Genomic DNA, 12,365 nt, shown 5'->3' on the forward strand with positions numbered 1-12,365 from the left:
GTAAGACGCTTCCTAGATTGCGTATTACCGCTTTTTCGCGACGCTTCCCCTCCACCAGCTGGGCTACCGTTCGGGCTTTCCATTGGTCGGCTGGAGGCCTGTATGGGCTCGGTACTTATCATTGATGATCATCCTGTGGTGCGCATGGCCATTCGTATCCTGCTGGAGCACGAAGGGTTTTCGATCGTTGGTGAAACTGATAACGGCGTCGATGCACTGCAGATGGTCCGTGATTGCGAACCGGACCTGGTCATCCTCGATATCTGCATTCCCAAGCTGGACGGGCTGGAACTGCTGGAGCGCCTCGGCAACATGCCGAGGCGCTCGCGGATCCTGGTCCTGACCGCCCAGTCCGCCGCCCTGTTCGCCAACCGCTGCATGCGCGCCGGGGCTTGTGGCTACGTCTGCAAACAGGAGGACATGAGCGAGCTGCTCAGCGCCATCAAGGCGATCTGCAGTGGCTACAACTACTTCCCCAGCCAGGCCCTGCAGGTTGACCGCAACACTTTTGGCTCGCCGCTGGAGCTGGCGCAGTTCAACTCGCTCAATGACCGGGAATTGATGGTCCTGCAGCTGTTCGCCATGGGCCAGACCAACAAGGAAATTGCTGCCGGCATGTTTCTCAGCAACAAGACCGTCAGCACCTACAAGAAACGCATCATGCAGAAACTGGCGACCACTTCGATGAGTGAGCTGGTGGACATGGCCAAGCGTAACGCATTGATATGAACCGCCAGCCCGCAACTTCCCCGATGTGCCGGATACCCTGGCCATGACCCCGGCCCTGCTGCCGATAGGCGTCGCTGCCCTGCTGTTGCTGTCGATTGCTGCCGGGCTGGGCCTGGCCTGCCTGTACCGGCAACTGCGCCAACACCGGCAACAGGTCCAGGCGCTGCAACAGACGGTGGCAACCCTGGGCACCAGCCTGCAGCAGGCCGAGCGGGCCAACCACCTCAAAAGCCAGTTCCTCGGCCACCTTGGCCATGAGATCCGCACACCACTGAACGCCTTTATCGGCCTCCTGGAACTGGTGCTGCAACGCACCGAGGCCGGCTCAGCCAACCGTGGCTCCCTTGAGCTGGCCCTGGGCGCCGCCACTGACCTGCGGGAGCTGCTCGGCGACCTGCTGGACATCAGCCGGATCGAGTCCGGGCAACTGCAACTGAACCCGACCTGGACCTGCCTGAGCCACAGCGCCGAGGCAGTGCTGGGGGTGTTCCAGGCCATGGCCCGGCAGAAGAACCTGGACCTGAGCCTGGAGTTCCAGGCCCCGCCCCCCGAACCCCAGGTGCTGGTGGATCGCCTGCGTTTCAAGCAGATCCTCACCAACCTGTTGAGCAATGCCCTCAAGTTCACCCGACAGGGCAAGGTGCAGGTCAAGCTGCAATTGCTGCCAGCGGCGCGCCCCGGGCACTTGGACCTGCTGCTGCGGGTGCTGGACACCGGCATCGGCATTCCCCCACAGGATCGTCAGCGCCTGTTGCAGCCCTTCGCCCAGGTGGATCCGAACAGCCAGTCACCCCGGGACAGCAGTGGCCTTGGCCTGCCCATCAGTCATCAGCTGTGCCTGCAGATGGGGGGCAGCCTGAGCCTGCACGGCCGCACAGGCCCCGGATGCGAAGTGCAGGTCAGGCTGACCTTGCCCGGCCGCACGGCCTTGGCCCCCAGGCCCGTCACCGCCACGCCGGCTGCCGCCCAACTGCCGCTGGATGTGCTGCTGGCAGACGATCACATTGCCAGCCTGGTCTTGCTGCAAGGGCAACTGGAGCACCTCGGGCACCGGGTCACCTGCGCCAGGAGCGGGTTGCAGGCCTATCAGCTATGGCGCGAGGGCGACTTCGACCTGCTGATCGTCGACTGCAACATGCCCTTGATGAATGGCTACCAACTGGCCGAAGCCATACGCCGCAGCGAAGGTTCCGGGCCAGCGGTCAACCTGATCGGCTGCAGCGCCAGCAACGATCCGCAGACGCATCAGCGTGGCCTGGATGCCGGCATGCACGATTGCCTGTGCAAGCCCCTGGGGCTGGAGTTGCTGGGCTCGCGCCTGGCGACGCTGCGCCCCCTGCCAAGGCCCGACAGTTTCAGCATCGAGGCCTTGCTCACCCTGACCCATGGCAAGCCGCAGCTTGTCCGCAACTTGCTGGAAAAACTGTTGCAGTGCTGCCGTGAGGATCGCCAGCTGCTGGGGAGGATCCCGCCCGACGATTTCACCGCCCTGCTGGAGCTGGCCCACAAGATCAGGGGCTCGGCGCTGATGGTCCGGGCCACACCCCTGCAGCACTGCTGTGAAAACCTGGACCGGGCCTGCCTGGAACGGGCCAGGGTTACCGTCATCAGCACCGCCGTGCGCGCCCTGGACCTGGCCCTGGTACGCCTGGCCCAATCCCTGCACCGACACCTCGAAGGCCATACCCAACCGCAAGCTGCGCTGCCCCGCGAAGCAACCTCGCCTGCCTCTTGCCAGGAAAATAGCAAAAGGCCAGTATTGCCTCGCCGTCAGTCCCATCCATGAAACCCGTAGCAACGGTTTCCTGGACCCCCTCGGTCCCCGGTGAAGCCAAGGCAGGCAATGCCAGCCTTAACTATGCTTGGTTCCTGAGCCATGCCTCGTGTGCCTTTGGAGTGAATTGGAATGCTGAGCACCCCTGCCTTAGCACAACGCCGCTTTCCTCTGCATATCCATATCAGTGCAATGTTCACCTTCCTGTTGCTCCTGACGGGCGTGGTGCTGGGCCTCTACAACTACCAGCAGACCACGCGGCTGATCCTCGACAGCAGTGAAAAGCTTTTCCAACGCATCGAGCTGGATGTACGCAGCGACGTCAAGGCGACCTACGATCCCATGCGCCATCTGCTCAGCCTGCTGGCGGGCTCGCCGGCGGCCCAGGCGGCGAACCTGGAAGACCGGCTGGCCCTGCTGCGGCCTTTCAGCCAGGCCCTGCTGGACAACCCGGACCTGGCGTCGCTGTACCTGGGCTACGCCAATGGCGATTTCTTCATGGTGCGGCCATTGCGCAATCCGCAGATCCGCGAGAGGCGCCAGGCCCCGCAGAACAGCGCCTACGAGGTGTGGAGTATCGAGCGCGACTCCCGCACCGGCAAAGTCCACTCCCAATCGCTGTTCTATGACCCCGGGCTGGTATTGATCGACCGCCTGGAGCACCCCGACGAGCGCTACGACCCACGTAACCGCGACTGGTTTTCCAGCGCCCGGGGCGACGCCGACCAGATCACCACCCGCCCCTATGTGTTCTATTCCACCCAGAACGTCGGCACCACCCTGGCCCGGCATAGCGGCAAGATGGCCGTGATCGCCGCCGACCTGACCCTGGAACAGCTGTCCTCGACCCTGGCCAAGCACCGCGTCACGCCCTCCACCGAGGTTGCCCTGCTGGATGACCAGGGCAACGTCGTGGCCTACCCGGACAGCCAGAAGCTGCTGCCGGAACAACGCAGTGCGCGGCTGGTCAAGGCCAACGACCTGAGCCCGGCGCTCGCTGCCCTGATGCATGGCCAGACCGAAGGCGGCCATCTGCAGGCCCAGGGGCGCAGCTGGATTGTCGCCAGCGGCCATATCGCCGAGGGTGGCCCCGGCGGCTTGCAGCTGGCGCTGCTGGTGCCCGAGGACGAACTTCTGGCCGACGCCTATCGCCTGCGCTGGCAAGGGGCGCTGATCACCCTCACTACCCTGCTGCTGTGCCTGCCCCTTGGTTGGCTGATCTCCCGGGTCCTGGTACGGCCCCTGCACGCCCTGGTGCAGGAGGCCGACGCGATCCGCAGTTTCGATTTCGACTATCCGGTTTCCCGGCGTTCACCGGTGCTGGAGGTTGATCAACTGAGCATCTCGATGGCCCGGATGAAAGACACCCTGGCGAGCTTTTTCGAGATCAACGCCAGCCTGTCCGCCGAAACCCGCTTCGACCCGCTGCTGCAACGGGTGCTGTTCGAGACCGTGAAGATCGCCCAGGCCCAGGCCGGCCTGATCTACCTCTGTGAAAGCAAGGGCACGCGCCTGGAGCCCCATGGGCTGATCATCGATGGCCAGCCCCAGGACATGGCGCAGTTCCCCATCGGCTCCCGGGAACTGGCGGACAGCCGGACTCCCGAGTGGCTGAGCCAGCTGACCCACAACGACAGCGTGGTCACCACCCTGGGATTCGATCAGGCCGCGGACCTGCAGAGCGTGTTGCTGGCCCTCGACAGCCCCAGTGCGCACCTGGTGGGCATTCGCCTGCGCAACCGGCACAACGAAACCATAGGCATGCTCCTGCTGTTCCTGGTGGACAGCGGCGCCGAGGCCGACCTGGACAAACTCAGCCCGGACCGCATCGCCTTTATCCAGGCGGTGTCCGCCACCGCCGCCCTGTGCATCGAGAGCCAGCGCCTGCAGAACAAGCAGAAACAGTTGCTGGATGCCTTTATCCAGTTGCTGGCCGGGGCCATCGACGCCAAGAGCCCCTACACCGGCGGCCACTGCCAGCGGGTACCGGCCTTGACCCTGATGCTGGCCGAGGCGGCCGCCGCCAGCCAGGACCCTCGATTCGCTGCCTACCAGCCCGGCGAGGACGAGTGGGAAGCCTTGCACATCGCCGCCTGGCTGCACGACTGCGGCAAGGTCACCACCCCGGAATACGTGGTGGACAAAGCCACCAAGCTGGAAACCCTGAACAACCGCATCCACGAAATCCGCACCCGCTTCGAGGTGCTCAAGCGCGACGCCTGGATCGACTACTGGCGCGCCCTGGCCCTGGGCGGCGAAGAACAGCCTCTTGCCGCCGAGCGCGAGGCCCGGCTGCAGGCCCTGGACGATGACTTCGCCTTTGTCGCCCGCTGCAACATGGGCACCGAATTCATGGCCGAAGCCGACCAGCAGCGCCTGCAGCGCATCGCCCAGCGCACCTGGAGCAGAACCCTGGACGATCGCCTGGGGGTTTCCTGGGAAGAGAACCAGCGCCAGGAACGCACCCCGGCGCCGAGCCTGCCGGTGCTGGAACCTCTGCTGGCGGACAAGCCCGAACACCTGCTGGAGCGCAGTGCCACGGAAGTCATGCCGGCGAACAACCCCTGGGGCTTCAAACTGCAGGTGCCCAGCCACAAGTACAACCGTGGCGAGCTATACAACCTGAGCATTGCCCGGGGCACGCTGACGGCCGAAGAGCGCTATGTGATCAACCACCACATCGTGCAGACCATCATCATGCTCGAGCACCTGCCCTTCCCCAGCCACTTGCAGAACGTGGCGGAGATCGCCGGCGGCCACCACGAGAAGATGGACGGCACCGGCTACCCCAAGCAGCTCAAGCGCGAACAGATGAGCCTGCCCGCGCGGATGATGGCCATCGCCGACATCTTCGAGGCCCTGACCGCGGCAGACCGCCCCTACAAAAAGGGCAAGACCCTGAGCGAGGCACTGAACATCATGGCCATGATGTGCCGCGATGCCCATATCGATCCCGAGCTGTTCGAGCTGTTCATCCAGCAACGGATCTACCAGCGCTACGCGGAGCGTTTCCTGATGCCACAACAGGTCGACCCGGTGGACCAGGATTCACTGCTCAAGAAGGCAGGCTTGAGCACCTGAGGGCTTCAGCAGTCGCTCAAGCGCAGAAAGATCGCCGCCAGTTGCTCGATTCCCGCCTGGTCGGCAACACCGAAGCGCGCCAGCTTCGGGCTGTCCAGGTCGAGCACACCGATCAACCGGCCGTCCTTGACCAGCGGCACCACCAACTCGCTGTTGGAAGCGCTGTCACAGGCGATGTGCCCGGCAAAGGCGTGCACATCTTCCACCCGCTGGGTTTGCAGAGTCGCCGCCGCGGTACCGCAGACGCCACGGCCAAACGGAATCCGCACGCAGGCGATTTGCCCCTGGAACGGCCCGAGCACCAGCTCCTGGTCGCGGTTGAGGTAGAACCCCGCCCAGTTCAGGTCCTCCAGCTGGCTATAAAGGAAGGCTGAGAACTGCGCCGCGTTGGCGATGAAATCGCGCTCATCGGCCAGCAGCGACTCCAACTGCGCGCACAGCAGCCCATAACCATCCAGGCCTTGGCCGGCGCTTTGCAAATCAATCATGCTTTTTGCTCCAACAACTGCAGGCCCACCCAATAGCGGGCAAATTGATAGGCACAACGGCCATTGCGGTTGCCCCGGCCCGTGGCCCAGCGCACCGCGAGGATGTCCAGTTCTTCGTCACGCTGCCAGTCGAGGCCGGCCTTGCGCGCCAGTTCGCCGATCCAGTGTTCCACCACGTTGAGAAAGTGCTCCTGGGTGAAGGGATAGAACGACAGCCACAGGCCGAAACGGTCCGACAGGGCGATCTTGTCTTCCACGGCCTCACTGGGATGCAGCTCGCCGTCGACGCGCTTCCAGTTCTCGTTGTCGCTTTCCTTTTCCGGCACCAGGTGCCGACGGTTCGAGGTGGCGTACAGCAGCACGTTCTCCGGGGCCTGCTCCAGGGAGCCGTCGAGCACGCTTTTGAGCACCCGGTAATCGCCCTCGCCGGCCTCGAACGAGAGGTCGTCGCAGAACAGCACGAAACGCTGGGGCAGCTTGACCAGCTGTTCCACCACCCGCGGCAGGTCCGCCAGGTGGTCGCGCTCGATCTCGATCAGCCGCAGGCCGCCCTTGGCGTGCTCGGCCAGCAGGGCCCGTACCAGGGAAGACTTGCCAGTGCCACGCGAGCCCCAGAGCAGGGCATGGTTGGCTGGCAGGCCGTCAAGGAACTGCTGGGTGTTGCGCGCCAATTGCTCACGCTGCTTGTCGACCCCGATCAGGTCGCTCAGGCGCATGTCCAGGCTGACTTCCAGCGGCAGCAGGAAACCGCTGCGCCCTTCACGCTGCCAACGGGCAGCCAGGCACTGATTCCAGTCGATGGGCTGGCGCAGGGTGGGCAACAAGGGTTCAATCCGCGCCAGAACCGCATCGGCACGTTCAAGAAATGCATTCAATCGAGCATCCACGACTTTTCCTCAGGCACGTTCAAGGTAATGATGCGGCACACAGAGCAAACGCAATCCCGATCAAGGGGTCTATCGCTTCATCAGCTGCTGCCCGGCCAGCCCGGCAACCAAAAATGATCAGCTATGCTTGCGCAGCGAAGGGAAACGAAAGTGGTTCAACCCCCCATGGATATCAAGTTCACCAACCGCCTGTCTTATAAACAGGCCCGGCTCACCGTGCTGGTGGGTTTCATTCTGGGGACCGCGCTCAGTCTGCTGCAAATCGGCATCGATTATGCCAGCGAAGACGCCTCCATCAATCGTGAAATCCAATCGCTGCTGGAAATCAGCCACAATCCAGCCTCGCGCATCGCCTACAACATCGACGCCGAGCTGGCCCAGGAATTGACCCTGGGCCTGCTGCGCTCCCCGGCGATCATTCGCGCGCAGTTGATCGACAACAACAATACCTTGCTGGCCAATGTCGAGCGGCCACCGCAACAGAGCCCCTATCGGGCCATCAGCGACTTCCTGTTCGGCGCCGATCGCCAGTTCGAGGATCGCCTGTATCTGAGCCACCTGCCGGAGGAGTCTCTGGGCACCCTGCACCTGGATGTGGACACCTACGCCTTCGGCAGCCGATTCCTGCGGCGTGCCGAAGTCACCCTGATCAACGGGTTCGCCCGCAGCCTGATCCTCACCGGGATTCTCCTGGCGCTGTTCTACGTGATGCTGACCAAGCCCCTGGTGCGGGTGATCCGCGAGCTCAGCAGCCGCGACCCGCGCAGCCCGCAACAGGCCAAGCTGGACTTTCCCCATGGCCACGAGAACGACGAGGTCGGGGTACTGATCAAGGTGGCCAACCAGCAGTTCGACATCATGGCCACCGAGATCCAGCAGCGGCGCAACGCCGAGAACCGCCTGACCGAATACCTCGGTCAACTGGAGAACATCGTCTCGGCCCGCACCACCGAGCTCAAGGCCAGCAATGCCCGGCTCAGCCAATCCAACGAGGAATTGGAGATCGCCCGGCGCACGGCCCTGGACATGGCCCAGGCCCGGGCGGCGTTTCTGGCCAACATGAGCCACGAGATTCGCACCCCGCTCAATGGCCTGCTGGGGATGATCGCGCTGTCCCTGGACAGCCCGCTGAACCCCGAACAGCGCCAACAGCTGTCGATTGCCCACGACTCCGGCAAGGTCCTGGTGGAGTTGCTCAACGATATTCTCGACATGTCCAAGTTCGACGCCGGGCAACTGGAGCTGGAACGCATTCCCTTCGATCTCGGGGTACTGGTGGAGGACACCGCCAACCTGCTGTCGCAAAACGCCGCGGCCAGCGTGGAGCTGGCCTGCCTGATCGCCCCGGACTTCCCCGCCCTGGTGCTGGGGGACCCGACTCGGGTGCGGCAGATCGTCAGCAACCTGCTGTCCAACGCCCTCAAGTTCACCCGTTTCGGCCGCGTCGATGTACGCCTGAGCACCCTGGGCGACGGGGTGCGCATCGAGATCTGCGACACCGGCATCGGCATCGCCCAGGAAGCCCAGGCGCGCATCTTCCAGCCCTATACCCAGGCCGGCGCCGGCATCACTCGCCAATATGGCGGCACCGGCCTGGGCCTGGCCCTGACCTACAACCTGTGCGAAGCCATGGACGGCCGCCTGAGCATCAGTTCGGAAGTCGGCTTCGGCAGCCAGTTCTGCGCCGACCTGCCACTGCCCTGCCACACTCCGGCCGCCCCGCCACCATCGCTGGCCGGGAAGATCATCGCCATTACCGAGGCCGGCAGCGGCCTCGCCGAGCTGCTGGCCAGCCTGCTGCCCAGTTGGGGCCTGAGCTATCAGCGCTGTGATATCGAGGATTCCCTGGCCGGCCTCGACCCCGACCTGCTGATCACCGACTGCCCGGAATGCCTGTTCGGCCTGCGCCCGGCGATCCGCGCGCCCATCCTGCTGGTGACCGCCTATGGCAGCTTCCTGCCCAGCGAAGAGGCCAACGCCCTGGCACCGCTGCAACAACAGGCCCGCCCCCTGGCGCGCAATGCGCTGTATCAGACCCTGCGACGCTCGTTGCTGGGGGAAACCATCACCCTCAACGACGCCCAGTTGGAAATGCCTGTGCAACGGCGCCGGGCGGACATCCTGCTGGTGGAGGACAATCCGGTGAACCAACTGGTGGCCAAGGGCATGCTGAGCAAGCTCGGCTGCGCGGTGACCGTGGCCGCCCATGGCGCCGAGGCTCTCAACCAGTTGGAGCTGCATCGTTTCGATCTGGTGCTGATGGACTGCAACATGCCGGTCATGGATGGCTACGAAGCCAGCCGGCAGATCCGGCGCAGCGGGCGCTGGCCGGATCTGCCGATCATCGCCCTGACTGCCAACGCCATGCCCGAGGAACGCGAACGCTGCCGCGCCGCCGGCATGAGCGACTACCTGGCCAAACCCTTTCGTCGCGAAGAACTGATCGCCCTGCTCGACCTCTGGGTGCCGACTACGACAAAGCTTTGATCTGCTGCAGCAGCTGATCCAGGCCGTCGCGCAGCTGATCGAGGTTATCCAGATCGATCCCGCTGTCGCACAACAACGCCGCTTTCAGCGGCGGCACCTGCTCACGCAGCGCCAGGCCGCGGTCGCTCAAGCTCAAGTGCACCTCGCGCTCGTCGCGCCCGGACCGCTGGCGCTGCACCAGTTGCAACTGCTCCAGACGCTTGAGCAACGGGGTCAGGGTCCCGGAATCCAGGGACAGGCGCTCGCCCAGGGCCTTGACCGTCGGCAGGACCGGAGGCGTTGCCTGCCATTCCCACAGCACCAGCATCACCAGGTACTGCGGGTAGGTCAGGCCCAGGCGGTCGAGCATCGGCTTGTAGCCACGGACCACCGCCCGCGAAGCCGCGTACAGCTTGAAGCACAGCTGGGAATCGAGTTTCAGTGAATCCACGGACAGGTCGTTCATTTGAGCAGGGCTTCGATCTCGCGGCTCAGGTCCTGGGGTTTGGTTGCCGGAGCGAAACGCTTGACCAGCTTGCCGTCCTGGCCGATCAGGAACTTGGTGAAGTTCCACTTGATGCCTTGGGAGCCGAGCACGCCGGGTGCGCGCTTTTTCAACTGCGCGAACAGTGGATGGGCCCCGGCGCCATTGACCTCGATCTTCTTGAACAGCGGGAAACTCACGCCGTAGTTGAGCTCGCAGAACTCGGAGATCGCCCCTTCGTTGCCTGGTTCCTGCTTGCCGAACTGGTTGCAGGGAAAGCCCAATACCACCAGCCCCTGATCCTTGTAGGTCTGCCACAGCTCTTCGAGCCCCTTGTATTGCGGGGTGAAGCCGCACTTGCTGGCAGTGTTGACCACCAGCACGGCCTTGCCGCCGAAGTCCGCCAGGGTCTTTTGTTCACCCTTGATGGTGGTGCAGGGAATGGTCAGCAGTGAGTCGGTCATGACGGCAACTCCATGTGTGAAAGTAAGAGGCAGCAAAATAGCGCTCAATTAAATTGCATGCAATTTAATTACAAAAAAGACGACTCCAAAGAGTCGCCAGCCGGGTCAGCGCGGCACCAGGTCCAGGCACACCGAGTTGATGCAGTAACGCAGGCCGGTGGGCGGCGGGCCGTCCGGGAACACATGGCCCAAGTGCGCATCGCACTTGGCGCAGACCACTTCGGTACGGATCATGCCGTGGCTCACGTCACGGATCTCCACCATGGCGCTGTCGGCAATGGGCTCGAAGAAACTGGGCCAGCCACACCCGGAATCGAACTTGGCCTTGGAATCGAACAGCGGCTCATTGCAGCAGATGCAGTGATAGACCCCATCGGTCTTGGTGGCGTTGTACTTGCCCGAGAAGGGCCGTTCGGTGCCCTTGAGCCGGCAGACGTTGTACTGCTCCGGGTCGAGCATCGACCGCCATTCTTCCAGGGTTTTTTCCAGCTTTTCCATGGTCCTTCCTCTGCAACGGAAAAAGCCCGATCTGTGTCTTTTCCACGGATCGGGCGGCACGTATGATTGCGCCTCGTCAGACGCCAGTCTGGCAGCCGCGTTACACCCATTCAAACGGATTTTGCCGCAGCCGGTGCGGGTTACAGGCCGGTGTGACACGGCAGGATTCCCAGTACGGTAGTTCATCCTCCGCCTGGATCGTTCATTTTCGGGAACACATCGCCATGCAGGTCAGCAAATCGAACAAGCTCGCCAACGTCTGTTATGACATTCGCGGCCCAGTGCTCAAGCACGCCAAACGTCTGGAAGAGGAAGGCCACCGCATCCTCAAGCTGAATATCGGCAACCCGGCGCCCTTTGGTTTCGAAGCGCCGGACGAAATCCTCCAGGACGTGATCCGCAACCTGCCCACTGCCCAGGGCTACAGTGACTCCAAGGGCCTGTTCAGTGCCCGCAAGGCGGTGATGCAGTACTACCAGCAGAAGCAGGTGGAAGGCATCGGCATCGAAGACATCTACCTGGGCAACGGTGTTTCCGAGCTGATCGTGATGGCCATGCAGGCCCTGCTCAACAACGGCGACGAAGTGCTGGTGCCGGCCCCGGACTACCCGCTGTGGACCGCCGCGGTGAGCCTGGCCGGCGGCAACCCGGTGCACTACCTGTGCGACGAGCAAGCCAACTGGTGGCCGGACCTGGCCGACATCAAGGCCAAGATCACCCCGAACACCAAGGCCCTGGTGATCATCAACCCGAACAACCCCACCGGCGCCGTCTACCCCAAGGAAGTGCTGCTGGGCATGCTGGAGCTGGCCCGCCAGCACAACCTGGTGGTGTTCTCGGACGAGATCTACGACAAGATCCTCTACGACGACGCCGTGCACATCTGCACCGCGTCGCTGGCCCCGGACCTGCTGTGCCTGACCTTCAACGGCCTGTCCAAGTCCTATCGGGTAGCCGGTTTCCGTTCCGGCTGGGTGGCCATTTCCGGTCCCAAGCAGCATGCCCAGAGTTACATCGAAGGCATCGACATGCTGGCCAACATGCGCCTGTGCGCCAACGTGCCCAGCCAGCACGCCATCCAGACCGCACTGGGCGGTTACCAGAGCATCAACGACCTGGTGCTGCCCCCCGGCCGCCTGCTGGAACAGCGCAACCGCACCTGGGAGCTGCTCAACGACATTCCCGGGGTCAGTTGCGTCAAGCCCATGGGCGCGCTGTATGCCTTCCCGCGGATCGACCCGAAGATCTGCCCGATCCACAACGACGAGAAGTTCGTCCTCGACCTGCTGCTCTCGGAAAAGCTCCTGGTGGTGCAAGGCACGGCCTTCAACTGGCCCTGGCCGGATCACTTCCGCGTCGTGACCCTGCCGCGGGTGGATGACCTGGAGCAGGCCATTGGTCGGATCGGCAGCTTCCTCAAGTCCTACCGCCAGTAACGGAAAAATCGCAGTGCGATCCCTCTCAGGTCGCACTGCGATTAATTCAGCAACACAT

The 12,365-nt window shown here is 63.5% G+C and carries 10 protein-coding genes; 5 read left to right on the top strand and 5 right to left on the bottom strand.

Features of this window, described 5'->3' with window-relative positions; genetic code table 11:
* Positions 1-102: 102 nt before the first annotated feature.
* From KCG88_RS07650 to KCG88_RS07660, 3 genes are all read left to right on the top strand, one after another.
* Entirely contained in the window at positions 103-729 is a 627-nt protein-coding gene (locus KCG88_RS07650) for a response regulator transcription factor (protein WP_047337464.1), read from the top strand.
* 43 nt (positions 730-772) lie between these two features.
* Positions 773-2,515, top strand: coding sequence for a response regulator (locus KCG88_RS07655; RefSeq protein ID WP_210712176.1), 1,743 nt, complete (start codon positions 773-775; stop codon positions 2,513-2,515).
* 120 nt (positions 2,516-2,635) lie between these two features.
* Positions 2,636-5,584, top strand: coding sequence for an HD domain-containing phosphohydrolase (locus tag KCG88_RS07660; protein ID WP_210712177.1), 2,949 nt, complete (start codon positions 2,636-2,638; stop codon positions 5,582-5,584).
* Between the two features lie 5 nt (positions 5,585-5,589).
* Here the strand turns inward: KCG88_RS07660 and KCG88_RS07665 are convergent, their stop codons facing one another.
* Positions 5,590-6,072 (bottom strand): GAF domain-containing protein, encoded by a 483-nt coding sequence (locus KCG88_RS07665; protein WP_047288205.1) that lies wholly within the window; start codon positions 6,070-6,072, stop codon positions 5,590-5,592.
* Positions 6,069-6,959 (bottom strand): ATP-binding protein, encoded by an 891-nt coding sequence (locus KCG88_RS07670; protein WP_019092871.1) that lies wholly within the window; start codon positions 6,957-6,959, stop codon positions 6,069-6,071. The genes KCG88_RS07665 and KCG88_RS07670 overlap by 4 nt, the downstream gene beginning before the upstream one ends.
* 165 nt (positions 6,960-7,124) lie before the next feature.
* On the opposite strand from KCG88_RS07670, the gene KCG88_RS07675 reads away from it, so the two are divergent.
* Positions 7,125-9,446 carry a response regulator gene (locus KCG88_RS07675; protein WP_047288207.1) on the top strand — a complete coding sequence of 774 codons (2,322 nt, stop codon included), beginning with the start codon at positions 7,125-7,127 and terminating at the stop codon, positions 9,444-9,446.
* Here KCG88_RS07675 and KCG88_RS07680 read toward each other — a convergent pair.
* From KCG88_RS07680 to msrB, 3 genes are all read right to left on the bottom strand, one after another.
* Entirely contained in the window at positions 9,430-9,891 is a 462-nt protein-coding gene (locus KCG88_RS07680) for a MarR family transcriptional regulator (protein ID WP_047288209.1), read from the bottom strand. The genes KCG88_RS07675 and KCG88_RS07680 overlap by 17 nt on opposite strands.
* Positions 9,888-10,373 (bottom strand): glutathione peroxidase, encoded by a 486-nt coding sequence (locus KCG88_RS07685; RefSeq protein ID WP_047288211.1) that lies wholly within the window; start codon positions 10,371-10,373, stop codon positions 9,888-9,890. Before KCG88_RS07685 ends, KCG88_RS07680 begins: the two co-directional genes overlap by 4 nt.
* A 105-nt stretch (positions 10,374-10,478) precedes the next feature.
* Complete coding sequence (msrB, locus tag KCG88_RS07690) at positions 10,479-10,871, bottom strand: peptide-methionine (R)-S-oxide reductase MsrB (RefSeq protein WP_047288213.1); 393 nt, start codon at positions 10,869-10,871, stop codon at positions 10,479-10,481.
* Positions 10,872-11,095: 224 nt separating this feature from the next.
* Here msrB and KCG88_RS07695 point away from each other — a divergent pair, with 224 nt between their 5' ends.
* Complete coding sequence (locus KCG88_RS07695) at positions 11,096-12,307, top strand: pyridoxal phosphate-dependent aminotransferase (protein ID WP_047288215.1); 1,212 nt, start codon at positions 11,096-11,098, stop codon at positions 12,305-12,307.
* The last annotated feature ends 58 nt before the right edge of the window (positions 12,308-12,365 follow it).

The organism is Pseudomonas sp. MWU349, from assembly GCF_017947325.1.
Taxonomy (GTDB): domain Bacteria; phylum Pseudomonadota; class Gammaproteobacteria; order Pseudomonadales; family Pseudomonadaceae; genus Aquipseudomonas; species Aquipseudomonas protegens.